Raw genomic sequence first — 25,890 nt, 5'->3', positions numbered from 1 at the left:
CGACCATGTTTGATTACGAAACTCTGCGTGTCATCTGGTGGGCTCTGGTCGGCGTACTGCTGATCGGTTTTGCCATCACTGACGGCTTCGACATGGGGGTAGGCGCACTGCTCCCGTTCGTCGGCAAGAAAGATGTCGAGCGCCGCGTGATGCTCAACACCATGGGACCGCACTGGGAAGGTAACCAGGTTTGGCTGGTCACTGCCGGTGGTGCCTTGTTCGCCGCCTGGCCGATGGTGTATGCCGCGACCTTCTCCGGCTTCTACATCGCAATGATCCTGACGCTGATGGCGCTGTTCCTGCGTCCGGTCGGTTTCAAGTACCGCTCCCTGCGTGCTGATGCCAAATGGCGCAGCAACTGGGACTGGGCCTTGTTCGCCGGTAGCGCCGTACCGCCCATCGTCTTTGGTGTGGCCTTTGGCAACCTGCTGCAAGGCGTTCCGTTCGAGTTTAACCAGTTCATGATGTTGACCTATCACGGCAACTTCTTCGGCCTGCTTAACCCGTTCGGCATTCTTGCTGGTCTGGTGAGCCTGTTCATGCTGCTCACCCAGGGCGCAACCTGGTTGATGATGAAGACCGACGGTGAAGTGCTGGCGCGTTCCCGCACGGCTGCCATGATCTGCTCACTGCTGACTCTGGTGCTGTTTGCTGCCGCGGGTTGGTGGGTAAGCGGTATGGAAGGGTATGTCATCGTCAAGGCTGCCGCGACTGACGCAGTATCCAACCCGATGAACAAGGAAGTTGTCCTGCAGGCTGGTGCCTGGATGAACAACTACACCCTCTATCCGTGGATGGTGGCTGCCCCTGTACTGGGTCTGGCCATGAGCCTGCTGACTGCGCTGTTTGCCCGCATGAACATCGGCTGGCTGGCGTTTACCAGCTCCTCGCTGGCGATTGCCGGGGTCATCCTCACTGCCGGTTTCTCCATGTTCCCGTTCGTGATGCCCTCAAGCCTTGAGCCGTCACTGAGCCTGACCATGTGGGATGCTACCGCCTCTTTCAACACCTTGCAGGTGATGACTGTGGCCGCAGCGATCTTCGTACCGATTGTGCTGGGTTACACCATCTGGACTTACATCAAGATGTTTGGCCGGGTAACCAACAAGCACATCGAAGATAACCAACAATCTCTCTATTAAGAGGTGCGCTGACAATGTGGTATTTCACCTGGATCCTGGGGCTGTTGCTGGCCTGTGCATTTGGCATCATCAATGCGCTGTGGCTGGAACACACCGAGAACATGGATCGTCAGATCGATGAAAACAAGTGATCGACTCGCCAGGCTGGCCGCTCCACTGGAGCGGCAGCCGTGGCAGGGGTTGATGTTACTCGCGGCGGCCTTGTTGGCCGTCGCTATTTTACAGGCCCCCAATCTGATCGCGGCCAATACCAGCGAGCATGGTCTCTGGCTTGCTCCCTGGCTAATGTGGGCCGTCTGTTGTGGCGTACTTAACGGGCTTGGCTTTCATCTGAAAAGTCTGCCCGGACGTGTGCTGTTCAACCCCTGGCTCGCCTGGCCCAGTTTGTTGTATGGCCTCTGGCTGACACATTCATATTTCCTTTCATAAAAAACTGGGGGAGGCAGGATTTCCCTGTCTCCCCCTGCTTCTTTCCTATTCAGCCCTGCGCTATGATAGCCCCCCATCTGACTGTCGAATGGATCACAGATTGTTATGGGGGAAGTCTTTGAGTTTCCGGTGCGTGTCTACTACGAAGACACCGACGCCGGGGGCATCGTCTACAACGCCAATTATCTCAAGTTTATGGAACGTGCTCGCACCGAGTTTCTTCGTGCCAAAGGGGTCGAACAGGACGTCTGGCTGCAGGAGGGATATGCCTTCGTGGTGAGCCGAACTGAGATCGATTTCCGCTCGGCGGCCCGTTTTAATGAACTATTGAATGTATTAACGCAAGTGATTGAAGTGAAACGCGCATCCCTGCGCTTTTCGCAGCAGATCCTGGCGGCTGATGGACGACTGATCACCCAGGCCATGGTACAGATAGCCTGTGTCAGTCATCCGCAAATGAAACCTGTAGCTATACCTGAAAAAATCAAGGGAGTGCTGTTAAGTGCACGCTGAAATTTCGTTTATTGGCCTGTTTTGGCAAGCCAGCCTGTTGGTAAAACTGGTCATGATGACCCTGATGAGCATGTCTATTGTCTCGTGGGCGCTGATTATCCAGCGTTCAAAGGCGATCAAGGCGGCCAATCTCGCATCGGAACAGTTTGAAGATCGCTTCTGGTCAGGGGTCGATCTCAATCGGCTCTATCAGGAGTCCTCTTCCCGCCGCGATGATATCGAAGGCATGGAAGATATCTTCTACTCCGGCTTCAAGGAGTATGCCCGCTTGCTCAAGGCCGGTGCCCGTGGTCAGGATGCGGTGATGGATGGTACCTACCGCGCCATGCGTGTCTCCCTCTCCCGCGCGGTGGATGATCTGGAATCCAACTTGCCGGTGCTGGCGACCATCGGCTCCATCAGCCCCTATATCGGTCTGTTTGGTACCGTATGGGGGATCATGAACGCCTTTATCGCCCTGGGTCAGGTGCAGCAGGCCACCCTGCAAATGGTGGCACCGGGTATCGCGGAAGCGCTGATCGCCACCGCCATGGGTCTGTTTGCCGCTATCCCGGCGGTTATCTTCTACAACCGCTTCTCCAACAAGGTCGAGCGGCTGGAGAACGCCTACGCCAACTTCATGGACGAGTTCACCACCATTCTGAACCGTCAAATTGCACAGCAGCAGGGTGATCAGTAATGCAAACCTATCAGCGGATCCGGCGCAAGAAGGTGGCCGAGATCAACGTGGTTCCCTATATCGACGTCATGCTGGTGCTGCTTATCATCTTTATGGCGGTCACGCCGGTGATCACGCAAGGGGTCAAGGTGGATCTGCCACAGGCTGAGTCCGAGCAGTTGCCGGAAGATGCCAAGCCGCCCTTCATCGTCAGCGTCAATACCGAAGGCGAGTATGTCATCAAGGCTGGCGAAGCCGATGACGAGCCGGTGCCAAGCGGCACGCCAGAGGCGATGCAGCAATACATCACCGAAAAAGCCATGGGCTATCTGGCGATCAACCAGAATGCCCCCGTGGTGGTCGCGGGTGACAAGGCCGTGCGCTACGAAGAGGTGATCCTGTTGATGGTGGCCCTCAAGAATGCGGGTGTGCCTCAGGTTGGCCTGATGACAGATCCGGTGAACTAACGGAGATGGATGTGAAGCGTGGTATTTCCGGTTATCTCATCGCGTCGTTTCTGCTGCACCTGATCATCGGCATCATCCTGTTTGTCGGGCTCGATTTCAGCAAACCGAAACGACCCGAATCGAAGGGGCAGATCGTCAATGCCGTCATGCTCGATGAGAACTTCCTCAACGAACAGGCCAAGCAGATCCAGCAGCAGAAATCTCAGCCCAAGCCTCAAAAGGTAGAGAAAGAGAAGGATAAGGAAGACACGGATCTCGCCAAGCGCGAGCTGGCTCAGAAACAGGAGCAGCTTCGCATCGCCGAGACCAAGCGCAAGCAGGCCGAAGAGGCGACTCGCAAGGCCGAGGCCGAGAAGCAGAAGAAGGTTGCCGAGCAGAAGCAGGCGGAAGAGAAGGCCCAAAAAGCCGAGGAAGCCCGCAAGCTGGAAGAACAGAAGGCCAAGAAGGCTGAAGCCGAGCGTAAAGCGGCGGAAGCCGAGAGCAAGGCGTTGGCGTTGAAGAAGAAAAAGGAACAAGAGAAGAAAGAGGCCGAAGAGAAAGCCAAGGCGGCAGAAGCCAAGGCCAAGAAAGCGGAAGCTGACAAGAAGGCCAAAGCCGAAGCCGAGAAGAAAGCCAAGGCAGAAGCAGAGAAAAAAGCCAAAGCCGAGGCCGAGAAGAAGGCCAAGGAAGAGGCTGAGAAAAAGGCAAAAGCTGACGCAGAGAAGAAAGCCAAGGCAGAGGCCGAAAAGCAGGCCAAGATCGCGGCTGAGCGCAAGCGTAAAGCAGCCGAGCAGGCCAAGCTGCAAAAAGAGATGGAAGAGATGATGCAGCAGCAGCTGTCGGCTGAGGCCAATGCCCGCAGTCAGGCTGCATCGGCAGCAGCCCAGGGCGAAGTCGACAAATATGCGGCGCTCATCAAGGCCACTGTTGAGCGGTATATGATTTTGGATCCCACCATGCGGGGCAAAACATGTACTATCGGCGTACGTCTTGCGAGCAGTGGCTTTGTCATATCGGTAGATAACGGCCAGGGTGACCCGCGGTCTGTCGTTCCGGTAAGGCGGCTGTTCTGAAAGCCAATCAACTGCCTGTGCCCAAGGATCCTGCGGCATTCGAGATGTTGAAGGAATTTAACCTGAAGTTAGAACCTAGTATCTAAGCGTGATAAAACGAGGTTGCTTGCCTCCGGTTGGCAACCTCTCGCCGAGAAAGGAATTTAACCTCTCATCTATATTGGAACCGAGTATTTAAGCCATGATCAGAAAAGTATTTTTTGCTTTGGTTGGCTGTTTGTTGCTGGGCCAGAGTGCCCAGGCGGCCCTGGACATCGTCATCACCGGCGGTATTGATAGCGCACGCCCCATCGCTGTCGCCCCCTTCAAGTGGGAAGGTAACGGGCAGTTGCCGCAGGACATCGCGGAAGTGGTCTCCAACGACCTGATGCGCAGCGGCAAGTTCAAGCCGCTGGCCCGTGGCCAGATGCCGCAAACCCCGAGCAGCAGCAGCGAGATCAACTTCGCTCCCTGGGCCTCCCAAGGGGTTGAAGCCGTGGTGGTGGGTTCCATTTCGGCAGTCGGTGACGGCACCTACAAGGTCAACTTCGAGCTGGTCGATGTGCTGAAAGGCCAGCTGGCCAAGGCACAAGGTGGCGAGAGCAACGGTTACATCCTGGATAGCCGCATGGCGACCATCCCGGGTGCCCAGATGCGCCAGTTTGCCCACCGTATCTCCGACATCGTCTATGAGCGTCTGACTGGCGAGCGCGGTGCCTTCCTGACCCGTCTGGCTTACGTCTCCGTCCAGCAGGGTACCCAGTTCCCGTACCAGCTGCGTATTTCTGACTACGACGGTTACAACGAGAAGACCCTGCTGCGCTCCCGCGAACCCTTGATGTCTCCGGCCTGGTCGCCGGATGGCAGCAAGCTGGCTTACGTGAGCTTCGAGAACCAGAAGTCCGAAATCTACGTGCAGGATATCTACACCCAGCAGCGCAGCCTGATCACCAGTTTCCGCGGTATCAACGGGGCGCCGGAGTGGTCTCCGGATGGTCGTCGTCTGGCTATCGTTCTCTCCAAAGATGGTTCACCGAACCTCTATGTGGTTGATGTCGCTAGCAAGCAGCTGACCCGCGTCACAACCAGCCGTGTGATCGACACTGAACCCTCCTGGATGCCGGATGGGCAAAATTTGTTGTTCACCTCTGAACGTGGTGGCAAACCCCAGATTTATAGCGTAAATTTGGCGACTGGTATGACTCGCCGGATGACTTGGGAAGGTGAATCCAACCAGGGTGCATCCATCACTCCTGATGGCAAAATCATGGTGATGGTGACCCGTGTTCAGGGACAGTATCGTATTGCCCGTCAGGACATGGAAAACAATGCCCTGTTGGTCCTTACCCAGAGTGCTCTGGATGAGTCGCCAAGTGTGGCTCCCAATGGCAGCATGATCATTTATGCCACCATCTATCAGGGTCGTAAGAGTCTCGCGTTGGTGTCGACTGATGGTCGCTTCAAGGCTGTGCTTCCGACCAGTAGCGGTGAAATTCGTGCACCAGCTTGGTCGCCCTTCTTGAATTGATAAAAATCCAATTGTTTTTTGTTTTGTTATAAAGGTTTAAGGAAATAGCATGCAACTCAATAAACTGCTCAAGGGTTTGGCCATCGCACTGCCACTGTTCACCCTGGCCGCTTGTAGTTCTTCTTCTGATTCCGACGCCGCTGGCGCTGAATCAGGTATGACCGACGGCATGGGCGGTGTACAAACCGGCGGCGCCAACGGCATGTTGTCCCCGGAAGAGCAGATGCGTCAGAAGTTCGAAGCACTGCAGCGTGACAACGTGATCTACTTCCCGTTCGACGGTTACGATATCCAGGGTCAGTACGCTGATCTGCTGGATGCCCACGCCAGCTACCTGCGCGAGCGCCCGAGCGTTAAAGTCCTGATCGAAGGTCACGCCGATGAGCGCGGTACTCCGGAGTACAACATCGCCCTGGGCGAGCGTCGTGCCAAGGCTGTTGCCAAGTATCTGCAAACCCTGGGTGTGCAGGCCGAGCAGCTCTCTATCGTCAGCTATGGCGAAGAGAAGCCGCTGGACATGTCCCACACCGAGGATGCCTTTGCCAAAAACCGCCGCGCGGTTCTGGTTTACTAAGGTTTAAACCGAACGAAGTTCGTTTATATGCAAGCGGCCATTTCGATGGCCGTTTTATTTGCACTAAACGCCAAGGTTTGATCCGAATGAAATCTGCATATGCGAGCGACGATGGCGCTGGCCGTTTTATCTGTACTAAACGCTAAGGTTTGATCCGAATGAAATCTGTGTACAAGCAAGCTGTCGTTGCGCTGGCCGTAATGGTTGCTCTGAATGCGCAAGCTGCGGCACCGGTCAGCGATCTGGGCGGTGACTCAAGTGGTGGGGTTGTCCTTAGCGGCAACAACGGCGCCATCGTGCCCACCGGTAGCCTGGAAGATCGGGTTGCCCTGCTGGAGCGCACCCTCAATGCCCGTCTGCGACTGCAAGCTGAATTGCAGCAACAGGTCGACTCCCTGCAAGGGGAGGTCTCCGAGCTGCGTGGTCAGCTGGAGCAGCAGACCTACCAGATGGAACAGTCGCAAGAGCGCCAGCGTCAGCTCTACCAAGAGCTCGACAAGGTTGCCAGCAGCCAGCAGGCTGCTCCAGCCGCCCCGGCCCCTGCTGCTGCCACACCGGTTGCTGCCGCCAATTACTCAACCAATCAGGATGAGAACCAGGCCTACGACGCAGCGGTCAACATGGTGCTCAAAGAGAAGAACTACGACAAAGCCATTCCGGCTTTCCAGGGCTTCATTAAGCAGTACCCCAATTCGGGCTATGTTCCCAATGCACACTACTGGCTCGGCCAGTTGCTGTTCAACAAGGGTGACAGAGCCGGAGCCTCGGCCCAGTTTTCGACCGTGGCCAACAAATACAGCAAATCCCCCAAGCGAGCCGATGCGCTGCTGAAGCTGGGTATGCTGGCGCAGCTGGATGGCAAGAAGGCGGAAGCCAAATCCTTCTATGAGCAGGTGATCAAGGGTTATCCCAACACCTCGCCGGCCCAGTTGGCCAAACAGAGTCTGGCCAAGCTGTAACATTGCTGTATGTCACTGTTTTCGTAACGCTACTGTAAAAACAGCCTGCATTTGTACGCACAGTGAGCAAACGGATTTAAATTACGAATTTTCTGTTGCACCGGAAATTTAAATCCGTAATATAGGCCGCCGTCAGAGCCGAAGCAGTAATGCAGTCGGAACTGGTCGTGGTGAGGGTCGTTAGCTCAGTCGGTAGAGCAGTTGACTTTTAATCAATTGGTCGCTGGTTCGAATCCAGCACGACCCACCATTTTCTCCACTCGGTGGAGACAGAATTCCCAGGTCGTTTAGCTCAGCTGGGAGAGCACCTCCCTTACAAGGAGGGGGTCACTGGTTCGATCCCAGTAACGACCACCAGTTTGTAGAAAAAATGATTTAGATGGGTCGTTAGCTCAGTCGGTAGAGCAGTTGACTTTTAATCAATTGGTCGCTGGTTCGAATCCAGCACGACCCACCATCATTTCAGAATCCCAGGTCGTTTAGCTCAGCTGGGAGAGCACCTCCCTTACAAGGAGGGGGTCACTGGTTCGATCCCAGTAACGACCACCAGTTTGTAGAAAAAATGATTTAGATGGGTCGTTAGCTCAGTCGGTAGAGCAGTTGACTTTTAATCAATTGGTCGCTGGTTCGAATCCAGCACGACCCACCATCATTTCAAGAATCCCAGGTCGTTTAGCTCAGCTGGGAGAGCACCTCCCTTACAAGGAGGGGGTCACTGGTTCGATCCCAGTAACGACCACCAGTTTGTAGAAAAAATGATTTAGATGGGTCGTTAGCTCAGTCGGTAGAGCAGTTGACTTTTAATCAATTGGTCGCTGGTTCGAATCCAGCACGACCCACCATCATTTCAGAATCCCAGGTCGTTTAGCTCAGCTGGGAGAGCACCTCCCTTACAAGGAGGGGGTCACTGGTTCGATCCCAGTAACGACCACCAGTTTGTAGAAAAAATGATTTAGATGGGTCGTTAGCTCAGTCGGTAGAGCAGTTGACTTTTAATCAATTGGTCGCTGGTTCGAATCCAGCACGACCCACCATCATTTCAGAATCCCAGGTCGTTTAGCTCAGCTGGGAGAGCACCTCCCTTACAAGGAGGGGGTCACTGGTTCGATCCCAGTAACGACCACCATATTTGCAGTAAAAAGTTTAAAAAAATGATTTAGATGGGTCGTTAGCTCAGTCGGTAGAGCAGTTGACTTTTAATCAATTGGTCGCTGGTTCGAATCCAGCACGACCCACCATCATTTCAGAATCCCAGGTCGTTTAGCTCAGCTGGGAGAGCACCTCCCTTACAAGGAGGGGGTCACTGGTTCGATCCCAGTAACGACCACCATATTCGCAAGCGAGGCTGAGATATCAGCTTCAGTTGCAGAGAAAGTCCCCACTCAGATGGGGATTTTTTTTGCCCGCAATTCAGTACTTCAACTTCTTCTGTTGCCGGTGTGGCGAGCCGAACGCCACCTCTTATTGTGCCACTCTGCCACACCGATCCTTCTTCATCCTGCTCTTCCTAGATTGTTCGACGGCCACTGACTTCACTCCTGTCCATCGTGATGCTGCTTATATGAACGCCTGTAATAAAGTAAACGCCTGCAATAAAAAGGGCAGGCCAAGGCCTGCCCACAAAGATGCGCAAGGTGCTACATGATCCCGCGGATCAGGATACCGCTGATCAGCAGCGGCGCCACCACGCGCCAGCACCAGAGCAGCGCCAGACGCAGGGCGGGTGACAGGCCCGCAGGCAATATGGCATGACCCAGTCGCCAGCCCAGCAGCAGGGTCAGCACCAGACCAAACAGCGGCATCATCAGGTTGGAGGTGAGATAGTCGAGCAGCTCGAAGATGGTCTTGCCAAACAGGGTCAGATCACTCCAGGGGCCGAACGACAGACTCACCGGAATGCCGGAGGCCATGATGAGCAGGGTCAACACCCGGCAGGCGCCACGACGCGACCAGCCCCACTCCTCGGTGGTAAAGCGCACCAGATGCTCAAGCATGGAGATAGAGGAGGAGAGGGCAGCGACCAGCAGCAATAGGAAGAAGACCACCCCCAGCCCCTGACCGAACGGCAGATGACTGAACACGGCAGGCATGGTCATAAAGGTGAGCCCGGGCCCTGCGGTAGGGTCGATACCGGTGGAGGCCAGCGCCGGGAAGATCATCAAGCCCGCCAGCACCGAGATCAGGCTTGCCAGGGTGACGACCCAGACCCCAGAGCGCAGTACCCCTTCGCTATTGGGCAGGTAGGCGCCATAGGTCGTGTGTACCCCTAGCCCGATGGAGAGGGAGAAGAAGGCCAGTCCCAGCGCGTCCAGCACGCTCTGGCCGGTCAGCATGGAGAAGTCCGGCAGCAGCAGCTGGCGTACACCCGCCATGGAGCCCGGCATGGAGAGACCGACCCCAACCAGCAGCAACATCATGATGAAGAGCGCGGGCATCATCCAGCGCAGTGCCCGCTCAACCCCTTTCTGAATACCCCCCTGCACGAACCACCAGGTCAGGCCTGCGAAAATCAGATGGGTCAGCACCGGCCACCAGGGGTTGCTGACATAGCCGTTGAACAGGGCGGTGAGGGCACTCCCCTCGCTCAGGTTGAGCTTGCCAGCCATCGCCAGCGCGGCGTAACCCACGGTCCAGCCGCCCACCACGCTGTAGAAGCTGTAGATAAAGAAGCCGCAGGCGATCCCCATATACCCCATCCAGCGCCAGTTCGGCCCCACCAGTTTGCGAAAGGCGCCGAGCACCCCGCGCTGGCTATGGCTGCCGAGCAGGGTTTCGCCGACCTGTACCGCTACCCCCAGGGTGAAGCTAAACAGCAGAAACACCAGCAGGAAGGCGCCACCGCCATTGGTGGCGGTCACATAGGGAAACTTCCAGATGGCACCAAGGCCAATCGCTGTGCCTGCTGCGGCCAGCACATGACCGAGACGGGAAGACCACTGAACCTGGCTCATACAACCTCCGGGTAACACGACATCGAAGCAATACTCCTGAGTAGCAATAAACGACAGACCATAAAAAAGGCCGCCTGAGGCGACCTTTGCAATGAACATTCAGAAAAACTGTGCGTGCAAGGTCACCTCTCTTGCGAGCTAAAAAATCGACCAAACAGCACGAGGATGGCAGACATGAGGTGACAACCTGACTAATGAATGAGGAAACAGCCTAAACCATGGAAAGAATAATTGACACATAAAATCAAAAATTTTTTATGTGTGCCGCTGTCACCACTCTGGCTATACGTACAACTCAGTGGGGGAAAACCTCGCCGGGCCGTATCTTTTCTACCTTGTGGCTATTTACTGGGCGATAATCGACGTAGCTTCTTCTGGAACTAGTGACCGCTACATGGCACTGACGGGAACAACGATGAGACAGGATATCGTATGAGATGGATGGTGCTGCCCTGGTTACTGATCAGCCTGAGTGTGTCGGCGCAGCCCGGATTAACCCTGCTGAGTCACGACTTACCCCCCTTTACCGAATACCGCGACGGCAAGCTCGATGGCTTCGCCATTCGTTTGATTGATGAGGTGCAGGAGGAGCTTGGCACCCGTTATCCGGTGCGGATTTACCCGCTCAAGCGGGCGCTGGCCCTGGCACGGGTCGAGCCCGGCTATGGACTGTTCGTGGTACAGCGGCTCCCGGAACGGGAGTCCCATTTCAAATGGGTTGGCCCGCTCTTTATCAATCGGGTCTTTATCTATCAGGCGCCGGATAGTCGCCACCCGCTGACCTCGCTGGCGCAACTGCGGGATCTGCCCAGAGTGGGCGTAGTGCTGGGCAATGCCGATGATGTGCGGCTGACCCATGAGGGCTACACCAATCTGGTGCGCTACAAGACGGTCGGGGAGGCGATAGAGCGGCTGATGCTGGGCAAGATCGATGCCTTGCCGATGGCGGAGCTGGTGATGGAGGCCACCCTCGACAAGATGGGGTTATCCCGGCGCAGCATCGTCAGCAGTGGTGTACTGCTCCATCAGGCCGGTCTTTATATCGTCTTCTCCAAGGGAACGGATGATGCCGAGATCACCCGCTGGCAGCATGCCCTGGAGGCCGTCAGAGCCGCCCAGGGGCGGGCCGATTAGCCCACCCGCGAAGAGTAACCGTCACACCAGACCGCGAATCAAGATCCCGCCGATCAGCAAGGGGGCAATCCAGCGCCAGCAGTTCATCAGCAGGTGATGCCAGTGGCTGGCAATCCCCTGCGGCAGCGCCTTGCGTCCCAGCTTCCAACCCAGCAGCAGCGTCAGCATCAGGCCGAACAGCGGCATCATCAGGTTGGAGGTGACAAAGTCCAGCAACTCGAAAATGGTTTTGCCAAACAGGGTTGCGTGTTGCAGCGGGCCAAACGACAGGCTGACCGGAACACCGCTAACCATGACGAATCCAGTGATGGCGCTGCAGGCCGTGCGGCGTGACCAACCCCAGGTCTCGCACAGGAAGCACTGCAAATGCTCCAGCAGGGAGATAGCCGAGGAGAGCGCCGCAAAGACCAGCAGGGCGAAGAAGATCACCTCAAGCACCTGACCGAATGGCAGCAGCTGAAACACCGCCGGCATGGTCATAAAGGTGAGACCGGGGCCGGAGGCCGGGTCGATACCGGTCGAGGCCAGTACCGGGAAAATCATCAGCCCCGCCAGTACCGCCACCATGCTGGCCAGCAGCACCACCCAGAGGCTGGAGCGACCAACCCCTTCGCTGGTCGGCAGATAGGCGCCGTAGGTGGTGTGAATGCCCAGACCGATGGAGAGGGAGAAGAAGGCCAGCCCCATGGCATCGAGCACGCCGGACATCCCCAGCTTGCTGAAGTCGGGCATCAGGAAGTGACGTACTCCCGCCATCGCATTGGGCAGGGTGAGGCCAAAGGCGACCAGCATCAGGATCATCAGGAACAGGGCCGGCATCATCCAGCGCAGGGTGCGCTCCACCCCTTTCTGAATGCCTCCTTGCACCACCATCCAGGTGAGGGCGGCAAACAGCAGATGGGTGAGAATGGGCCAGAGGTCGCCGCTGACATAGTCATTGAAGCGGGCGGTGAGGGCTGCTGCATCACCATGGTTGAGATCGCCGGAGATAGCCATGCCGGTATAACCCAGGGTCCAGCCGCCCACCACGCTGTAGAAGCAGTAGATGAGCAGGGTAGAGAGCACCCCCATTACCCCAACCCAGCGCCACTGTTTGCCGAGCAGATCGGAGAAGGCACCGACTACCCCGCGGCGACTCATGCTGCCGAGCAGGGTCTCCCCCATCAGTACCGCAACCCCCAGGGTGAAGCTGAACAGCAGAAAGACCAGCAGGAAGGCGCCGCCGCCGTTGACGGCGGTGACATAGGGGAATTTCCAGATTGCGCCGATACCGACCGCGGAACCCGCTGCGGCGAGGATGTAGCCGAGTCGGGATGACCATTGGGACTGCTTCATAAGAACTCCAATCGAGCGCCCCTTTGCAGGGCAGAATGGCGCTCATGTTACGGAGGTCACTGCGCAATCACTACGACGGTTATCAGGTGTAAATGCGATTTATTGGCATGATTGGCTAATTTAATTCTGTTTTTAGCCCAATCCTGCCACCAAATAAAAAACCGGAGCGAGATTGCTCCGGTTTGGTCTCTGACAATTGCTCGTCGGCGGACTAGATCACCCCGAGCTCCCGCAGCCGCTCCATCAGGTAGCTGTGGGCAGTATGGCGCTCGGAGAGCACCACATCCGGGCGCGGGTGGAGGAACAGCGGCAGGGAGATACGCGACTTGGCGGCACTGCCACCGGTCGGGTTGATGACGCGGTGAGTGGTGGAGGGGTAGTAGCCGCGAGAGGCCTCCTGCAGCATGTCACCGATGTTGATGATGAGGGTGCCAAAGTCACACGGCACATCCATCCACTCGCCGTCGGAACCCTTCACCTGAAGCCCCGGCTCGTTGGCGGCGGGCAGAATGGTGAGCAGGTTGATATCCTCGTGGGCGGCGGCGCGGATGGCACCCGGCTCCTCGGTGCCGTTGAACGGCGGATAGTGCAGCACCCGCAGCAGGGTCTTCTGGCTCTCTTCGATCATCGAGGAGAGGGGGCAGCTGTAGTGAGCGGCGATATCGGCCGGGGTGTACTGCTCTACCCAGCCCAGTAACTCGGCGGCCAGACCGTTGGCGAGGCGGTAGTACTCCATCGCCTGCTCTTTCAGCTCTTCCGGCATCTGGCCCCAGGGGTAGATGTGGAAGTACTCCTTGATGTCTTTCTGGCTATGGCCCTTGGCCACCTCGGAGACCGAGGGCGGGAAGTAGCCATCCTGGGTCTCGCGGTTGAACAGAAAATCCTGCTTCTGCTCGCTCATGAAGAAGCGATACCAGTTTTCGTAGATGGACTGCACCAGCTCTTTCGGAATGGGGTGATTGGTCAACACGCCAAAGCCGGTGGTTCGCAGGGATTCGGTGAAGCGTTGGGCCGCATCGGGTGAGCGGTAATCGACGGTCAGGACTTTCATTGTTTTTGTTGCGCGCCAGTTAAAAGATGGCGCAGTTTACCTTGCACCTGATAACAAGGAAAGCGGGTTGGCTGCCCCGTCTGGCGTGGTCGCGAATAGTGACAAAAATATCAAATAAACCGCACCAGACCGTGCGGGGGCGCATCCCTTGTTATGGCCTTTTATCCTCTCTAGAATGCCGCTCACTATCTTTTCCGGAGTCTGTTCATGTCCCCCAAAATCCTGTTGCTGACCCTGCCGGTATTGCTGGCGGGATGCAGTGCCCTGTCAGAAGATGAGTGCCGCACCATGAGTTGGTACAACCTGGGTTATCAGGATGGATCGGAAGGCAAAACCCGTCAGGCGACCCGCGATTACGTTTCCTCTTGCAGCGAATATGGCCTCAAAGTGGATGAGGCCGAGTGGAAACGGGGCTACGACAAGGGGTTGGAGCTCTACTGCATCCCCGAGCTGGCTTACAGCAAGGGCAAGGAGGGGCAGGCCTATCTGGGGGTATGCCCCAATGACGCCAGCTTCCTCAAGCAGTATCAACGCGGCTACGAAGAGTACAAACTGGCCGCCCGCATGCGGGAGATCAGCGACGAGCTGGAGCGTACCGAGCGGGATATCGATACGCTGGAGCGCAGCATCCGCAACGAAACCAACACGGAACAGCGCGACTACTACCGCGCCAAGCGCGATCGGGCCATTCGCCACTACGAATCCCTGCGCCGGGAGTACAACCGTCTGCGCTATCCGGATCGGGTGATCCAGTTCTCCTTCGGCGGTTAATCCCTCTCTTCATGGCCAGCCCGCGTGCTGGCCATGTTGCATCTTGTCAGATCAGGGCAGTACCCAGCGCTGCAGCGCCAGTGCGATACCATCTTCGTTGTGGTCGGCCGTGACCCGATGGGCATGGCTCTGGATCTGCGGGGCCGCATTGCCCATGGCCACTGCCAGCCCCACCTGCTCGAACATGCTGATGTCGTTGTTGTTGTCCCCAAACGCCACCACCTGCTCCATCGCAATCCCTTCGCTGGCTGCCCACTGGGCAAGCCGGTTGCCCTTGCTGCAACCGGGCTGTACCAGCTCCACCGCATAGGGGGCCGCCCAGTCACGGGTAAAGGGCATCTGCTCGACCACCTCGCCCATAAAGGTGTGCAGGCGCGCCGGATCCTGATTGAACAGCTCCAGTTTCCAGACCGGATTGTCGAGCCAGCCTGCCAGCGCCTCGACCGGGTGGAGGGCGATCTTGAGGTGGTCCGGCTGATTGGCCGACCAGTGGCGGATGCGGGTGACATGCTCTTCACAGCCGATGTAGCCAATGCCCTCGCTCAGGTGGAACAGGGCGCCCATCTGCTGTGCCTCGACCGCGGCCAGCAGCTCGGTAAGCGGGGCAGCCGCCAGCGGGTCGCCGCTGATGATCCGGTTTTGCACCGGATCATAGAGATAGGCGCCATTGCTGCAGATGAGGGGGGTATCGAGGGCCAGCTCGTGGTGGAAGGGGCGTGCCGTCATGTAGTGGCGCCCCGTGACCAGCAGCACCTTGATGCCGTGGGCGCGGGCCTGCGCCAGGGCTGCCCGGGTGGCCGACGAGATCTTGTGATCCCGGGTCAGCAGGGTGCCATCCATATCGAGCGCGATGGCCTTGTACTCACTCATAGCTCCTCCAGCATCGAACAAATCCGTAAAGAGCTTTACCGTCCCAGACCCGGCGCCCCGATGCAAGTCTTGCCCGCGGCCGAAGCACCGAACTGTGATCCCTTCGTGGCTCAGGTGCAGCTGGCCAGCTGTTGACGACGGTCGGCACGGCGGCGCAGCAGATAGAAACCGGCGGCACTGGCAAGGGAGCAGAGGGTGGCGAGATAGAAGGGCCACTCGGTACCGGCCAGCAGCACCAGACTGCCGAGCAGCACTGCCAGGATCTCGCTGCCCACGGCGAGGGCGCGGTAGAGCCCCATCGCCTGCCCCTGCTGCTCCGGGTGACTGCGGTTTGAGATCGCCACCGAGGTGGCCAGCTCCCCCAGACTCATGCCTATGCCAGCCGGAACGAAGGTAAGCGCCAGCCCCCACCAGTGCACGGGCAGGATAAAGAGCAGCATGCCGCTCGCCATCACCAGATGGCCGATAATCCCGAGTGAGCTGCCGCGCCAATGGCGGGCGATGCGGGAGCCGAGCCAGGAGCCCGCCATCATGGGCAGGCTCACCAGCACCGCTGCCTGCGCCAGCTGGGCCGGATCCCAGGACAGCCTCTCCACCAGCCAGATATTGAAGTAGGTGAAATAGAGCTGCACGGCGCCATAGCTGATCAGGGTGAGCGCGAAGTAGGGCAGCAGGGCCGGTTGCAACAACAGCTGGCGGCTGGAGAGGGTCGCGGTCTGACGGGTGGCCGCCACCGGCGGACGATAGGGGATCAACCAGTACACCAGCAGCAGGTTGAGCAGGGTCATTCCTACCGCCAGCCAGGCGGCCAGACTGTAATCCCCCGAGATCACCGCGGCGTAGCCCCCGATCATCGGCCCCACTACCCAGCCCAGATTCATGCCGATGTTGATCCAGGCGAAGCTGCGGGCCTTGTGCTCCTTGCCAGCGAGATCCGCTGCCATCGCTTGCACGATGGCGATGTTGCCGTTGCATAGCCCCTCCACAATCCGGCTGAGCAGCAGCAGGGGGAGGGAGCGCCAGGCGATACCGAGTGCCATCAGGGCATAGCCTGCCAGAACCCCCGCCAGCGAGAGCAACAGCAGTGGCTTGCGGCCATAGCGGTCGGAGAGGCGACCGAGCCAGGGACTGCCCACCAGCTGGAACAGGGGATAGAGCCCCATGATGACCCCCAGCCACACCTTGCGGCTCCAGTCGGAGGCATCCGGCGTCAGCATGCCGTGGGCCGGATCCAGCAGCAAGGGTGCCAACACCGGGGAGGGGAGACTGAAACCTGCAACTGCCAGCGTGACCGTCATGACCAGCACCCAGAGGGGATTTTTGTGCCCGTGTTTCTCCATGTTGCACCCATTAAATAAAGTTATTTGTTTATTTATGCTGATTCATAGACGGGATTAAGTAAAGTGAATTGTTGATTTAATAAAGGGCGCTCCCCATAATGAGATCATGAACGCAAGCACCGACAAGATCCTGTTTCTGCTCAAGAGCCATGGCCCGCAGAGCGCCGCCGCGCTGGGGGAGCAGTTGCAGATGACCTCCATGGGCGCCCGCCAGCACCTGCTCGCACTGGAGCAGGAGGGGTGGGTCACATTCAGCGACGAGGCGCGTGGGCGCGGTCGTCCCGTGCGGCTGTGGCAGCTCACCGAGCAGGCCTGGCAGCGCTTCCCCGATAGCCATAGCGATCTGACCGTGCAGTTGATCGACAACGTGCGCGAGCTGTTTGGCGAGGAGGGGATGGAACGGCTGATCCAGCAGCGGGAGCAGCAGATGCTTGCTCGCTATCAGGAGGCGCTGGGGTCCCATGGTCTCTCTGGCCGGCTGGCGGTGCTCAGGGAGCTGCGTACTCGCGAGGGCTATATGGCGGAGATCCGCCGCGAAGAGGATGGCAGCTGGCTGCTGTGGGAGAGCCACTGTCCCATCTGTGCGGCGGCGCGTACTTGCCGCGGTTTTTGTCGCAGCGAGCTGGCGCTGTTTCGCCAGCTGCTGGCGCCAGCGACGGTGGAGCGGGAGCAATATCTGCTGGAGGGGGCACACCGCTGCCTCTATCGCATCACGCCGCCCGTGCTCTGATTTCGTCAAACGCCCAAAAACAACAAAGCAGGCGCCGGGATGCCTGCTTTGTTGCCTTCGGGGAGGGGGTTCTCTCGTTCCAGCCCGTCGTTTCCCGATAAGGTAAGACGGCTGATGGGGCTCTTGACCCGGTAAGGTCCTTCACCGCAGAGACCCGGTCAGGTATCTGCTTTGCCACCGGAAGATGTAACCATAGTATCCCTCCCGTGCCGGTGAGTGGTTGCAAAGTAACCACTTATTTCGGTTGTTTTTGCAATAGTTCACCCTTAATCTAGGAAAAGTGGATTAGTCATTGCAACGAGGAAGGGTAAATGCTGAAACTTGATCGCATAGACAGACATATTCTCGAGCTGATGCAGGAGAATGGCCGCATCAGCAATCTGGAACTGGCCGAGCTGGTCGGGCTCTCGCCGTCCCCCTGCTCCCGCCGGGTCAAGGCGCTGGAGGATGCCGGCCTCATCGACACCCACGTTACTCTGCTCAACGCCCGCCAGCTTGGCCTCACCCTCACCGCCTACATTCACATTTCCATGGACAGACACACGCCCGAGCGGTTCGAAAACTTCGATCGCGCCATCAGCGAACTGCCCGAAGTGCTCGAGTGTGATCTCATCACCGGCAATGATGCCGACTACCAACTCAAGGTGGTGGTGCGCGACATGGAGCACTATCAGCACTTCCTGCTGGACAAGCTGACCCATATTCCGGGGGTGACCGGAGTGCGCTCCAGCTTCGTGCTGCGTCGCATCAAGCACAAGACGGCACTACCGCTCAACCATCTGGGGTGAGCCCGCGCAAGCCGCTTATAGAAACAGAAAGAGGAGGCCAGTGGCCTCCTCTTTTGCTATTCGCTCTTGGTTATTCGGTAGTGGTTATCGGGTCTGGATTAGCTGTCGCGGTGACGGGGCGACTGCCGCTGTCAGACGCTGACCTGGCTGATGTCTTCCACCTGCAGCAGCCAGCCGCTCTGCTCCTGCTGCGGTTCGCCGCTGACTCGCAGCCGCTCGCCGGTCGGCACCCACTGCCCCTCGGGCAGGGAGACCAGCAGGCTCTCGCTGCCGTTGTCGAACAGCCAGCGATCTTCGCCAAGCGATTCAATCAGATAACCTTCCATCTCCACTCTGGACTCGGCTTGCCAGGATGGCGCAACGGAATCACGGCTCTCGATGAAATCCCCCTGAACACCAAAACTGGCTAGCCCCCACAGAATGGAGAGCCCGACGATGGATGTTTGCATCTTGTCTCTCCTCTTTTGGAACTGTAGGGCCAGTATGGGAACAGAAAACTGAGCGCACCATGAACAAGGTGGCAAAGTGCTGGCGAGATCGCGAAAAAATCCGGCCAACTGGCCGGCAGTGTCATTTTATGGTCCCTGGATCACACTATTTGGCGGCTTCTTCTGCCATCCGTTCAGCTCTTGGCTTATTCGTCCACATGGCTACCCCGCGATGATCCCCACAGATCCCCTCTGCCACCACGGCGCGAACCCGGGTGCCATCTTTGCAAATGGCCTGCCAGGCGTCGGCATCATCGATGGCGAGCGAGTTGGGGGGCGGCGTGGTTTGGCAAGCTGTGAGCAGCAGAGCGCACAGGGGGAGCAATTTTTTCATGGCGGACTCCTCGGGGTGATGGGGGACTGAGAGGATTGGGATGACCTCTCCATCCGAGCTTCACTCCCCAGCATCAGTGATAACCGGTTAAGGGGCAAGGGGAGACCACTGACGGTCGCAGGTGTCGTGCAGCCGGGGCTTGCCCTGTGCCCTCCTTGGGCCTAAGGTGGGGCCGTTTTACTGCCTGATTGAAGGAGCGTTTTCATGTCCACTCTCTATCCCCGCGTCGGGGTTGGCGTCATCCTGACCAACGCCCATGGCCAGGTGCTGTTTGGCAAGCGCAAAGGGAGTCATGCTCCCTACTGGTCGATCCCGGGTGGTCATCTGGAGTTGGGGGAGAGCTTCGAGTCGGCGGCGATCCGCGAGGTGGCCGAGGAGACGGGACTTAAGATCCATGGGCCCGAGGTGGTGGCGGTGACCAACAATCTGGAGACCTGGCGCGAGAGCGGGCTGCACTATATCTCGGTGACGCTGCATGCCAAGGCCGATGGCGAGCCGAAGCTGCTGGAGCCGGAGAAGTGCGAAGGTTGGGTCTGGTGCGATCCGCGCGCGTTGCCCGAGCCCCATTTCGACGCCAGCCGCCAATCCATCGCCTGCTGGCTGGCGGGACGCTGCTATCTGCCGAGTGATGTGCCAATAGTGTCAGCCTAATCAGTCTGATTGTCATAAAACGATCATCGCGCTGTCATAATATCCCCTCTCCATCGGGAGAAGAGAGATGAGGGAGAAGAGCGTGGGACAGGTATTTATTCAGTTTTTATGGCTGGGCTGCATCAGCTTTGGTGGTCCGGCCGCTCATATCGGCTATTTCCAGCGCACCTTCGTCCAGCGGCTCGGTTGGCTGACACAGGCCGAATTTGCCCGCCTGCTGGCGCTGTGCCAACTGCTGCCGGGGCCCGCCTCCAGCCAGCTTGGTTTCGCCATCGGTCGTCATCGCGCCGGTCTGGGCGGGGCGCTCTCTGCTTTTGTTGGCTTCACGCTGCCCTCATTTCTTCTGCTACTGGCGGCTGCGATCGGCATCGGCCAGCTGGGCAGCAATCTGTGGCTTGATGCGGCGCTGCACGGCCTCAAGCTGCTGGCGCTCATCGTGGTGGCCGATGCGGTGCTCACCATGAGTCGTCAGTTCTGTGCCACGGGAATGACCCAAGGGATCATGGTGGTGACCGCTGCTGCACTCTGGTGGCAGCCCGGTCTGCTGACTCAACTGTTGATGCTGGCGGGAGCGGCGCTGATCTGCGCCCGCAGCCAGCGCGGGGCGGGTAGTCGCCCAGCCTCCGCCGAGCTGCCTTCTGCCGCCAGCAGTCAGCCTCATTGGCCGACCCTTCTGCTGTTTGGCATCCTTTTTATCGGTCTGCCGCTGCTCGGTAGTCCGCTTGGTCAGCTGGTTGCCGACTTCTATCGCGCAGGTTGTCTGGTGTTTGGCGGTGGCCATGTGGTGCTGCCGCTACTGCAAGAGAGCGTGGGACACACTCTCAACGAGCAGCAGTTTCTGACCGGTTACAGCTTGGCCCAGTTGGTGCCGGGCCCCATGTTTACCCTTGCCACCTATCTTGGCGCCCAGTTGCAGCCCGAGATGCCGATGATCGGGGCCCTGTTGGCGACCCTGGCGCTCTTTGCACCCGGCTTTCTGCTGCTCTGGGCGGTGGGCCCCTGCTGGCAACAGTGGCTGGCCCGGCCCCGTCTGGCGGGGGCCGTCACCGGAATCAACGCCGCCGTGGTGGGCTTGTTGCTGGCGGCCCTCTATCAGCCGGTGTGGCAGAGCGCGGTGCTGGCGCCGACCGATCTGGCGCTGGCTGCCATCGGCTTTTATCTGCTGCGTGTGGTGAAGTTGCCGGTGCCGGCCATCGCGGCCCTGCTGGTGATGGCCGCCATCCTGCTGGCGTGAATGCGGTGAAATCCCGATAAAAAAACGGCGCCTCCATAACGGAGGCGCCGTTTTTATTGCAATGGGTAAACCGTTCAGACTTCGGGTTCGAAATCCAGACTCAGGCTGTTGACGCAGTAGCGCTGGCCGGTCTCGGTCGGTCCATCGGGGAAGACGTGACCGAGGTGAGAGCCGCACTGGCGGCAGGTGATCTCAACCCGCTTCATGCCGTGGCTGTTGTCTTCGGTGTACTCCACCGTCCCCTCGATGGCCTTGTCGAACGAGGGCCAGCCGCAGCCGGAATCAAACTTGGCACCTGAGTGAAACAGTACGCTCTTGCAGCAGACACAGAGGTAGTCGCCGCTCTTGCGATTGTGGAGCAGGGCACCGCTGTAGGGTCGCTCGGTGCCCTTCTCCCAGCAGACGTGAAACTGCTCGGCGCTTAGCTTGCTGCGCCACTGTTCCGGGTTGTTACTGCTCATACCGACTCCTTGCCATCAATCACGGGGCCCAGCATAGCGGCTACCCAAAGCTGACTCCAGTATGCCTGTTATGGTTTGCCCGCATTTGTGATCGAGGTGGCAGCCATGTCCGCACCGGACGCAGGGAGAAGCGCCTGCTGTGGTGGTTGGGCATCCTCCGCCGTGCTGGCCAGCGCCACCCGCTCCAGCAGCTTGAGGGAATGGGCGCGACCGACCGCCACCTGCCGTTTGATGTCATCGGGCAGGAACGGCAAGCCGTCGTTGGTGGCGGTGTCGATGGTCTGGATCCACTCCAGCCCTTCCCCCGGCGGCGGCAGGCGGAACTGGATGTCGTAGTCGCTGGCATTGAACAGCACGTACCAGCGCTCGCCGACACAGTTGATCATGCCGATATCCATGGCAAATGCCTGCCCCATGGGGGCGTGCCAGTCCTGATCGGTGAGCTGGTGGCCATCCGGGTGATACCAGTTGACCTGATGGCAGTTGGGCGTCGCACCGTTCCAGCTGTCATCGCTCAGTTGCAGGTTGGAGAAGACGCACGACTCCGCCCGCAGCGCCATCATCTGCTGGGTGAAGGCGAACAGCCGCTCGTCCTCCGGCCGCCACTGCCAGTTGACCCAGCTGATCTGGTTGTCCTGACAGTAGGCGTTGTTGTTGCCGAGCTGGCTGCGACCCATCTCGTCGCCGGCGAGGAAGTGGGGCGTGCCTTGGGAGAGCAGCAGGGTGGCAATCAGATTGCGCTTCTGCTGCTGGCGCAGGCTGTTGACCCGCGGATCCAGAGTCGGCCCCTCTACCCCGTGGTTATAGGAGAGGTTGTTGCCGTGGCCATCCCGATTGTCTTCACCGTTGGCCTGGTTGTGGCGCTGGTTGTAGGAGACCAGATCCTCCAGGGTGAAACCGTCGTGATAGCAGAGGTAGTTGACGCTGGTGTGGGGGGAGCGCCAGTTTTTCGGGAAGATATCCCGCGACCCCACCAGACGGGTGGCAAAGTCCCCCATCTTGCCTGCATCGCCACGCCAGAAGGCGCGCACAGTATCGCGATAGCGGTCGTTGATCTCCTGCCACTGGCTCGGGAACTGACCCAGCCGGTAGCCAAAGGGGCCGATATCCCAGGGTTCGGCGATCAGCTTGACCTGTGACAGCACAGGATCGGCCATCACCGCCTTGAAGAAGGCACCCATGGGCTCGAACTCGCCCGCTTCCCGCGCCAGTGTCACCGCCAGATCGAAACGGAAGCCGTCCACCTGCATCTCGGTGACCCAGTAGCGCAGGGCATCGAGCACCAGCCGCAGGGTGTTGGGGTGATCCAGATTGACGCTGTTGCCACAGCCGGTCACGTTGGCGTGACGGGTGTAGTCCGGGCCGTGGGGGCCCGCTTCGAACGCGTAGTAACCGGCGTTGTCAAAGCCCTTGAACGAGAGGGTGGGGCCGTCGAAGCCCGAGGCGGCAGTGTGGTTGTAGACCACATCCAGGATCACCTCGAGCCCGGCCCGGTGCAGCTCGCGCACCATGGTCTTGAACTCGGTCACCGCCTCGTCCGGCTTGGTGCTGTAGCGCGGCTCCGGGGCGAAGAAGGCGATGGGGTTGTAGCCCCAGTAGTTGGTTAGTCCCAGCTGCTCCAGTCGCGGTTCCGACATGAAGGCGGCCACCGGCATCAGCTGCACCGAGGTGATACCGAGGCTCTTCATGTGCTCGATAACCAGCGGGTGACAGATGCCAAGGTAGGTGCCCTGCAGTGTTTTGGGGATCCCCGGATGCTGCTTGGTAAAGCCCTTGACGTGGGTCTCGTAGATAATGGTGCGGGCCGGACTGATCCCGGGTTTGCCAACCCCTTGCCAGTCAAAACTGTCATCCACTACCACCGACTTGGCAATCATCCCGGCACTGTCACCCTGATAGAGGGCTTCATCCCAGTAGGTGGGACGACTGAGCGCCTTGGCGTAGGGGTCAATCAGCAGTTTTTGCGGATCGAACAGCATCCCCTCCTGCGGGGTGCCATAGACCCGATAGCCGTAGCGCTGACCGGCCTTTACACCGCGCACGTAGCCAAAGCGATACTGGCCACGGCGGCCGGGCAACTCCAGCCGCATCAGCTCCTGCTCCTGCTCGTCGTACAGGCAGATCTCCACCTTGTCCGACTGGGGGGCCCAGACGCAGAAGTGGCAACCGTTCTCGTCAAGGCGGGCCCCCAGCGGGTGGCCCACCCCTTTTTCCATTACAAGCATCAAGACTCCTGTTTGATAAACAAGGTCGCCAGCGGCGGCAGATCCAGCACTATGCTGTGTGCCATCCCCTGCCAGGGGGTCGGCTCGGCAGCGAACACCAGACCTACATCATAGTTACTGCCCCAGTAATACTCGCTGTCGGTGTTGAGCACCACCCGATAGTGGCCCGCAGCTGGGACGCCGATCCGATATTCGAGACGGGGCACCGGGGTGAAGTTGCAAGCCACCACAATAGCCTGCTTGCCCTCTTTGTCCGCCCGCAGCCAGGCAAAGATGCTGTTGTCGGCATCGTTGTGATCCAGCCAGCGGAAGCCGGTCTGCTCATAATCGGCCTGATACAAGGCAGGCTCATGACGGTAGAGGTGGTTGAGATCGTGGATCAGCCGCTGCTGACCGGCATGCTTGGGATATTGCAGCAGATGCCACGGCAGCTGGGCGTCGTGGTTCCACTCGTTGCTCTGGGCGATTTCGGTGCCCATGAAGTTGAGCTTCTTGCCCGGGTGGGCGTACATGAAGCCCATGTAGGCCCGCAGGTTGGCGGCTTGCTGCCACTCGTCGCCCGGCATCTTGTAGAGCATGGAGTGCTTGCCGTGCACCACCTCGTCGTGGGAGAGCGACAGGATGAAGTTCTCGTCATAGTGGTAAACCATGGAGAAGGTCATGTCGTTGTGGTGGTAGCGACGGTGGATCGGCTCTTTCTGCATATAGGTGAGGGTGTCGTGCATCCAGCCCATATTCCACTTGAAGCCAAAGCCGAGGCCGCCGAGGAAGGTGGGGCGGGAGACACCGGCAAAGGCGGTGGACTCTTCGGCTATGGTCATGGCGTGGGGATACTTGCCGTAGACCTCCTCGTTGGTCCACTTCAAGAGGCTGATCGCCTCGTAGTTGTGGTTGCCGCCATCGACGTTCGGTACCCACTCACCGGCGTTGCGGGAGTAGTCCAGATAGAGCATGGAGGCGACCGCATCCACCCGCAGTCCGTCGATGTGGAACTTGTCGAGCCAGAACAGCGCGCTCGCCACCAGGAACTGGCGCACTGTGTCGCGGCCGAAGTCATAGATGTAGGAGTTCCAGTCCGGGTGCCAGCCACGGCGCGGATCCTCGTACTCGTAGAGCGGGGTGCCATCGAAGCGGGCCAGGCCGTGGGCATCGGACGGGAAGTGGGCGGGTACCCAGTCCAGAATGATGCCGATACCGGCCTGGTGGCACTGGTCGACGAAGTATTTGAAATCATCGGCGGTGCCGTAGCGGCTGGTGGGGGAGAACATACCCACCGGCTGGTAGCCCCAGGAGCCGCTGAAGGGGTGCTCGGAGACCGGCAGCAGCTCGATGTGGGTGTACTCCATCTCCTTGACGTAGGCGACCAGCTCCACTGCCAGCTCGCGCCAGCTCAGGCTGTCGCCGTTGGGGTGGCGCTTCCAGGAGCCGACGTGCAGCTCATAGATGGAGAGCGGCTGCTCGCGTTTGTCGTTGTGCTGGCTGGCAATCCACTCGGCATCCTGCCACTGGTACTGGGCGTGGTCATAGACCACGGAGGCGAACGACGGATACTGCTCGCAGTAAAAGCCGACCGGATCGCTCTTGTGGGGCAGCCGGTTGCCCATGGGATCCTTGAGCTCGAACTTGTAGCGATCCCCGGCCTTGAGGCCCGGCACAAACAGCACCCAGTGACCGCAGAGGCTGCGCTGCATCGGATGGCGGCGGCCATCCCAGAAGTTGAAATCGCCGATGAGGCTCACGGCGGTGGCGCTCGGCGCATAGACCGCAAAACGCACCCCCTCCACCTGCTGGCCAAGATGCTCCACGGTTCGCAGCTGGGCGCCAAGGGTGTGATAGAGGTTTTCCGGCTGGGCGGTCAGTTCGGCCAGGCCTGCCCAGGCGGCATCCTGAAACTGATAGGGGTCGATGACCTCGGTGGTGGCATCTTGGTAGCTGGCGAGCAGCTGATAGGGGAAGGAGTTTTTGCGGCGGGTGAAAACAGTTTCAAAAAGACCCGATTCATCGGTGGGCGCCAGGGTGGCAACGACTTTGCCCGACTTGAGATCCTTGACGCGAACTTCGAGGGCATCAGGCAACCAGGCGGTCAGTTTGAGGCCGGGCCCATCCGGATTGGCCTGCAGGCCTAAGTGAGAGAAGGGATCGGAACAGCGGGCAGCAACCAAACGTTCAACGAGCATCGAGATTTCCTTTCATGACAGAGCATCCACTCCGGCCGAAGCCGGAGTG

At 59.0% G+C, this 25,890-nt stretch carries 25 protein-coding genes, 12 tRNA genes and 1 pseudogene; 28 read left to right on the top strand and 10 right to left on the bottom strand.

The features are described 5' to 3' along the window. The first annotated feature begins 5 nt into the window (after nucleotides 1-5). From cydB to ACTG2J_RS17670, 22 genes and pseudogenes are all read left to right on the top strand, one after another. Nucleotides 6-1,142: a cytochrome d ubiquinol oxidase subunit II gene (cydB, locus tag ACTG2J_RS17775; protein ID WP_005335741.1), complete on the top strand. Its 1,137-nt coding sequence runs from the start codon at nucleotides 6-8 to the stop codon at nucleotides 1,140-1,142. Between the two features lie 14 nt (nucleotides 1,143-1,156). Continuing rightward, on the top strand, nucleotides 1,157-1,273 hold the full coding sequence (gene cydX / locus ACTG2J_RS17770) for a cytochrome bd-I oxidase subunit CydX (RefSeq protein WP_005304933.1): 117 nt from the start codon (nucleotides 1,157-1,159) through the stop codon (nucleotides 1,271-1,273). Beyond that, entirely contained in the window at nucleotides 1,260-1,571 is a 312-nt protein-coding gene (locus ACTG2J_RS17765) for a cyd operon YbgE family protein (RefSeq protein WP_041202810.1), read from the top strand. Before cydX ends, ACTG2J_RS17765 begins: the two co-directional genes overlap by 14 nt. A 105-nt stretch (nucleotides 1,572-1,676) precedes the next feature. Continuing rightward, entirely contained in the window at nucleotides 1,677-2,084 is a 408-nt protein-coding gene (gene ybgC / locus ACTG2J_RS17760) for a tol-pal system-associated acyl-CoA thioesterase (protein ID WP_005335737.1), read from the top strand. Next, nucleotides 2,074-2,763 (top strand): protein TolQ, encoded by a 690-nt coding sequence (gene tolQ, locus ACTG2J_RS17755; RefSeq protein ID WP_005335735.1) that lies wholly within the window; start codon nucleotides 2,074-2,076, stop codon nucleotides 2,761-2,763. The genes ybgC and tolQ overlap by 11 nt, the downstream gene beginning before the upstream one ends. After that, a complete protein-coding gene (gene tolR / locus ACTG2J_RS17750) occupies nucleotides 2,763-3,209 on the top strand; it encodes a protein TolR (RefSeq protein ID WP_005335733.1) in 447 nt (148 codons plus the stop codon). Before tolQ ends, tolR begins: the two co-directional genes overlap by 1 nt. A 5-nt stretch (nucleotides 3,210-3,214) precedes the next feature. Then, a pseudogene (tolA, locus tag ACTG2J_RS17745) lies at nucleotides 3,215-4,347 on the top strand (cell envelope integrity protein TolA). Nucleotides 4,348-4,442: 95 nt separating this feature from the next. Beyond that, complete coding sequence (gene tolB, locus ACTG2J_RS17740; protein WP_005335728.1) at nucleotides 4,443-5,768, top strand: Tol-Pal system beta propeller repeat protein TolB; 1,326 nt, start codon at nucleotides 4,443-4,445, stop codon at nucleotides 5,766-5,768. Nucleotides 5,769-5,817: 49 nt separating this feature from the next. After that, nucleotides 5,818-6,342: a peptidoglycan-associated lipoprotein Pal gene (gene pal, locus ACTG2J_RS17735; RefSeq protein WP_005304908.1), complete on the top strand. Its 525-nt coding sequence runs from the start codon at nucleotides 5,818-5,820 to the stop codon at nucleotides 6,340-6,342. 158 nt (nucleotides 6,343-6,500) lie between these two features. Further along, nucleotides 6,501-7,301 (top strand): tol-pal system protein YbgF, encoded by an 801-nt coding sequence (gene ybgF, locus ACTG2J_RS17730; RefSeq protein ID WP_252412457.1) that lies wholly within the window; start codon nucleotides 6,501-6,503, stop codon nucleotides 7,299-7,301. Nucleotides 7,302-7,475: 174 nt separating this feature from the next. Further along, nucleotides 7,476-7,551: transfer RNA gene (locus ACTG2J_RS17725), tRNA-Lys, on the top strand. Nucleotides 7,552-7,582: 31 nt separating this feature from the next. Then, a tRNA-Val gene (locus ACTG2J_RS17720) sits at nucleotides 7,583-7,658 on the top strand. A gap of 24 nt (nucleotides 7,659-7,682) precedes the next feature. Further along, a tRNA-Lys gene (locus ACTG2J_RS17715) sits at nucleotides 7,683-7,758 on the top strand. A gap of 16 nt (nucleotides 7,759-7,774) precedes the next feature. Continuing rightward, a tRNA-Val gene (locus tag ACTG2J_RS17710) sits at nucleotides 7,775-7,850 on the top strand. 24 nt (nucleotides 7,851-7,874) lie between these two features. Next, nucleotides 7,875-7,950 (top strand) — tRNA-Lys (locus tag ACTG2J_RS17705). 17 nt (nucleotides 7,951-7,967) lie between these two features. Then, nucleotides 7,968-8,043: transfer RNA gene (locus ACTG2J_RS17700), tRNA-Val, on the top strand. A gap of 24 nt (nucleotides 8,044-8,067) precedes the next feature. Further along, nucleotides 8,068-8,143, top strand: a tRNA-Lys gene (locus tag ACTG2J_RS17695). Nucleotides 8,144-8,159: 16 nt separating this feature from the next. Then, nucleotides 8,160-8,235, top strand: a tRNA-Val gene (locus ACTG2J_RS17690). A gap of 24 nt (nucleotides 8,236-8,259) precedes the next feature. Then, nucleotides 8,260-8,335: transfer RNA gene (locus ACTG2J_RS17685), tRNA-Lys, on the top strand. Nucleotides 8,336-8,351: 16 nt separating this feature from the next. After that, nucleotides 8,352-8,427, top strand: a tRNA-Val gene (locus ACTG2J_RS17680). Nucleotides 8,428-8,463: 36 nt separating this feature from the next. After that, a tRNA-Lys gene (locus ACTG2J_RS17675) sits at nucleotides 8,464-8,539 on the top strand. Nucleotides 8,540-8,555: 16 nt separating this feature from the next. Next, nucleotides 8,556-8,631 (top strand) — tRNA-Val (locus tag ACTG2J_RS17670). Between the two features lie 307 nt (nucleotides 8,632-8,938). Here the strand turns inward: ACTG2J_RS17670 and ACTG2J_RS17665 are convergent. Then, nucleotides 8,939-10,252, bottom strand: a complete 1,314-nt coding sequence (locus tag ACTG2J_RS17665) for a sodium-dependent transporter (RefSeq protein WP_421206853.1) — start codon at nucleotides 10,250-10,252, stop codon at nucleotides 8,939-8,941. Between the two features lie 432 nt (nucleotides 10,253-10,684). Here ACTG2J_RS17665 and ACTG2J_RS17660 point away from each other — a divergent pair, with 432 nt between their 5' ends. Then, nucleotides 10,685-11,386 (top strand): substrate-binding periplasmic protein, encoded by a 702-nt coding sequence (locus ACTG2J_RS17660; protein ID WP_439997734.1) that lies wholly within the window; start codon nucleotides 10,685-10,687, stop codon nucleotides 11,384-11,386. A gap of 21 nt (nucleotides 11,387-11,407) precedes the next feature. Here the strand turns inward: ACTG2J_RS17660 and ACTG2J_RS17655 are convergent, their stop codons facing one another. Together ACTG2J_RS17655 and ACTG2J_RS17650 are read right to left on the bottom strand one after the other, a co-directional pair. After that, nucleotides 11,408-12,721 carry a sodium-dependent transporter gene (locus ACTG2J_RS17655; RefSeq protein ID WP_439997733.1) on the bottom strand — a complete coding sequence of 438 codons (1,314 nt, stop codon included), beginning with the start codon at nucleotides 12,719-12,721 and terminating at the stop codon, nucleotides 11,408-11,410. Between the two features lie 211 nt (nucleotides 12,722-12,932). Continuing rightward, nucleotides 12,933-13,772 carry an isopenicillin N synthase family dioxygenase gene (locus ACTG2J_RS17650; RefSeq protein ID WP_368209593.1) on the bottom strand — a complete coding sequence of 280 codons (840 nt, stop codon included), beginning with the start codon at nucleotides 13,770-13,772 and terminating at the stop codon, nucleotides 12,933-12,935. Nucleotides 13,773-13,979: 207 nt separating this feature from the next. On the opposite strand from ACTG2J_RS17650, the gene ACTG2J_RS17645 reads away from it, so the two are divergent. Then, entirely contained in the window at nucleotides 13,980-14,543 is a 564-nt protein-coding gene (locus ACTG2J_RS17645; protein ID WP_069554893.1) for a DUF2799 domain-containing protein, read from the top strand. Nucleotides 14,544-14,594: 51 nt separating this feature from the next. On the opposite strand, the gene ACTG2J_RS17640 is transcribed toward ACTG2J_RS17645, so the two are convergent. Both ACTG2J_RS17640 and ACTG2J_RS17635 read right to left on the bottom strand, forming a co-directional pair. Beyond that, the gene (locus tag ACTG2J_RS17640) at nucleotides 14,595-15,413 is read right to left on the bottom strand and encodes a Cof-type HAD-IIB family hydrolase (RefSeq protein WP_439997732.1); all 819 of its coding nucleotides are present in this window, start codon (nucleotides 15,411-15,413) and stop codon (nucleotides 14,595-14,597) included. A gap of 110 nt (nucleotides 15,414-15,523) precedes the next feature. Further along, the gene (locus ACTG2J_RS17635) at nucleotides 15,524-16,753 is read right to left on the bottom strand and encodes an MFS transporter (RefSeq protein ID WP_113739821.1); all 1,230 of its coding nucleotides are present in this window, start codon (nucleotides 16,751-16,753) and stop codon (nucleotides 15,524-15,526) included. A gap of 106 nt (nucleotides 16,754-16,859) precedes the next feature. On the opposite strand from ACTG2J_RS17635, the gene ACTG2J_RS17630 reads away from it, so the two are divergent. Together ACTG2J_RS17630 and ACTG2J_RS17625 are read left to right on the top strand one after the other, a co-directional pair. After that, nucleotides 16,860-17,483 (top strand): helix-turn-helix transcriptional regulator, encoded by a 624-nt coding sequence (locus tag ACTG2J_RS17630; RefSeq protein WP_107682760.1) that lies wholly within the window; start codon nucleotides 16,860-16,862, stop codon nucleotides 17,481-17,483. A 311-nt stretch (nucleotides 17,484-17,794) separates the two neighbouring features. Continuing rightward, the gene (locus ACTG2J_RS17625; RefSeq protein WP_005304871.1) at nucleotides 17,795-18,271 is read left to right on the top strand and encodes an Lrp/AsnC family transcriptional regulator; all 477 of its coding nucleotides are present in this window, start codon (nucleotides 17,795-17,797) and stop codon (nucleotides 18,269-18,271) included. Nucleotides 18,272-18,402: 131 nt separating this feature from the next. Here the strand turns inward: ACTG2J_RS17625 and ACTG2J_RS17620 are convergent, their stop codons facing one another. Both ACTG2J_RS17620 and ACTG2J_RS17615 read right to left on the bottom strand, forming a co-directional pair. Next, nucleotides 18,403-18,720, bottom strand: a complete 318-nt coding sequence (locus ACTG2J_RS17620) for a hypothetical protein (protein ID WP_005343224.1) — start codon at nucleotides 18,718-18,720, stop codon at nucleotides 18,403-18,405. A gap of 145 nt (nucleotides 18,721-18,865) precedes the next feature. Beyond that, on the bottom strand, nucleotides 18,866-19,093 hold the full coding sequence (locus ACTG2J_RS17615; protein ID WP_005335715.1) for a hypothetical protein: 228 nt from the start codon (nucleotides 19,091-19,093) through the stop codon (nucleotides 18,866-18,868). A gap of 204 nt (nucleotides 19,094-19,297) precedes the next feature. On the opposite strand from ACTG2J_RS17615, the gene ACTG2J_RS17610 reads away from it, so the two are divergent. Beyond that, entirely contained in the window at nucleotides 19,298-19,744 is a 447-nt protein-coding gene (locus ACTG2J_RS17610) for a nucleotide triphosphate diphosphatase NUDT15 (RefSeq protein ID WP_439989275.1), read from the top strand. Between the two features lie 82 nt (nucleotides 19,745-19,826). Continuing rightward, on the top strand, nucleotides 19,827-20,978 hold the full coding sequence (chrA, locus tag ACTG2J_RS17605; protein WP_439989276.1) for a chromate efflux transporter: 1,152 nt from the start codon (nucleotides 19,827-19,829) through the stop codon (nucleotides 20,976-20,978). Between the two features lie 74 nt (nucleotides 20,979-21,052). On the opposite strand, the gene msrB is transcribed toward chrA, so the two are convergent. From msrB to glgB, 3 genes are all read right to left on the bottom strand, one after another. Then, the gene (gene msrB / locus ACTG2J_RS17600) at nucleotides 21,053-21,439 is read right to left on the bottom strand and encodes a peptide-methionine (R)-S-oxide reductase MsrB (protein ID WP_439989277.1); all 387 of its coding nucleotides are present in this window, start codon (nucleotides 21,437-21,439) and stop codon (nucleotides 21,053-21,055) included. Between the two features lie 68 nt (nucleotides 21,440-21,507). Further along, nucleotides 21,508-23,664 carry a glycogen debranching protein GlgX gene (gene glgX, locus ACTG2J_RS17595; protein ID WP_439989278.1) on the bottom strand — a complete coding sequence of 719 codons (2,157 nt, stop codon included), beginning with the start codon at nucleotides 23,662-23,664 and terminating at the stop codon, nucleotides 21,508-21,510. Further along, the gene (glgB, locus tag ACTG2J_RS17590) at nucleotides 23,664-25,841 is read right to left on the bottom strand and encodes a 1,4-alpha-glucan branching protein GlgB (RefSeq protein ID WP_069529707.1); all 2,178 of its coding nucleotides are present in this window, start codon (nucleotides 25,839-25,841) and stop codon (nucleotides 23,664-23,666) included. The genes glgX and glgB overlap by 1 nt, the downstream gene beginning before the upstream one ends. Nucleotides 25,842-25,890 lie beyond the last annotated feature (49 nt).

Origin of the sequence: Aeromonas sp. 6P (genome assembly GCF_051919525.1) — a bacterium.
Classification (GTDB): domain Bacteria; phylum Pseudomonadota; class Gammaproteobacteria; order Enterobacterales; family Aeromonadaceae; genus Aeromonas; species Aeromonas veronii.
The sequence above is the reverse complement of the archived record's forward strand: the minus strand, read 5'-3'. Positions and strand labels throughout refer to the sequence as shown.

What these genes read in the sequence shown, in the direction of transcription:
- cydB (WP_005335741.1), top strand. Translation starts at nt 6, where the DNA reads ATGTTTGATTACGAAACTCTGCGTGTCATCTGGTGGGCTCTGGTCGGC.
- cydX (WP_005304933.1), top strand. Translation starts at nt 1,157, where the DNA reads ATGTGGTATTTCACCTGGATCCTGGGGCTGTTGCTGGCCTGTGCATTT.
- ACTG2J_RS17765 (WP_041202810.1), top strand. Translation starts at nt 1,260, where the DNA reads ATGAAAACAAGTGATCGACTCGCCAGGCTGGCCGCTCCACTGGAGCGG.
- ybgC (WP_005335737.1), top strand. Translation starts at nt 1,677, where the DNA reads ATGGGGGAAGTCTTTGAGTTTCCGGTGCGTGTCTACTACGAAGACACC.
- tolR (WP_005335733.1), top strand. Translation starts at nt 2,763, where the DNA reads ATGCAAACCTATCAGCGGATCCGGCGCAAGAAGGTGGCCGAGATCAAC.
- tolB (WP_005335728.1), top strand. Translation starts at nt 4,443, where the DNA reads ATGATCAGAAAAGTATTTTTTGCTTTGGTTGGCTGTTTGTTGCTGGGC.
- pal (WP_005304908.1), top strand. Translation starts at nt 5,818, where the DNA reads ATGCAACTCAATAAACTGCTCAAGGGTTTGGCCATCGCACTGCCACTG.
- ybgF (WP_252412457.1), top strand. Translation starts at nt 6,501, where the DNA reads ATGAAATCTGTGTACAAGCAAGCTGTCGTTGCGCTGGCCGTAATGGTT.
- ACTG2J_RS17665 (WP_421206853.1), bottom strand. Translation starts at nt 10,252, where the DNA reads ATGAGCCAGGTTCAGTGGTCTTCCCGTCTCGGTCATGTGCTGGCCGCA.
- ACTG2J_RS17660 (WP_439997734.1), top strand. Translation starts at nt 10,685, where the DNA reads ATGAGATGGATGGTGCTGCCCTGGTTACTGATCAGCCTGAGTGTGTCG.
- ACTG2J_RS17655 (WP_439997733.1), bottom strand. Translation starts at nt 12,721, where the DNA reads ATGAAGCAGTCCCAATGGTCATCCCGACTCGGCTACATCCTCGCCGCA.
- ACTG2J_RS17650 (WP_368209593.1), bottom strand. Translation starts at nt 13,772, where the DNA reads ATGAAAGTCCTGACCGTCGATTACCGCTCACCCGATGCGGCCCAACGC.
- ACTG2J_RS17645 (WP_069554893.1), top strand. Translation starts at nt 13,980, where the DNA reads ATGTCCCCCAAAATCCTGTTGCTGACCCTGCCGGTATTGCTGGCGGGA.
- ACTG2J_RS17640 (WP_439997732.1), bottom strand. Translation starts at nt 15,413, where the DNA reads ATGAGTGAGTACAAGGCCATCGCGCTCGATATGGATGGCACCCTGCTG.
- ACTG2J_RS17635 (WP_113739821.1), bottom strand. Translation starts at nt 16,753, where the DNA reads ATGGAGAAACACGGGCACAAAAATCCCCTCTGGGTGCTGGTCATGACG.
- ACTG2J_RS17630 (WP_107682760.1), top strand. Translation starts at nt 16,860, where the DNA reads ATGAACGCAAGCACCGACAAGATCCTGTTTCTGCTCAAGAGCCATGGC.
- ACTG2J_RS17625 (WP_005304871.1), top strand. Translation starts at nt 17,795, where the DNA reads ATGCTGAAACTTGATCGCATAGACAGACATATTCTCGAGCTGATGCAG.
- ACTG2J_RS17620 (WP_005343224.1), bottom strand. Translation starts at nt 18,720, where the DNA reads ATGCAAACATCCATCGTCGGGCTCTCCATTCTGTGGGGGCTAGCCAGT.
- ACTG2J_RS17615 (WP_005335715.1), bottom strand. Translation starts at nt 19,093, where the DNA reads ATGAAAAAATTGCTCCCCCTGTGCGCTCTGCTGCTCACAGCTTGCCAA.
- ACTG2J_RS17610 (WP_439989275.1), top strand. Translation starts at nt 19,298, where the DNA reads ATGTCCACTCTCTATCCCCGCGTCGGGGTTGGCGTCATCCTGACCAAC.
- msrB (WP_439989277.1), bottom strand. Translation starts at nt 21,439, where the DNA reads ATGAGCAGTAACAACCCGGAACAGTGGCGCAGCAAGCTAAGCGCCGAG.
- glgX (WP_439989278.1), bottom strand. Translation starts at nt 23,664, where the DNA reads ATGCTTGTAATGGAAAAAGGGGTGGGCCACCCGCTGGGGGCCCGCCTT.
- glgB (WP_069529707.1), bottom strand. Translation starts at nt 25,841, where the DNA reads ATGCTCGTTGAACGTTTGGTTGCTGCCCGCTGTTCCGATCCCTTCTCT.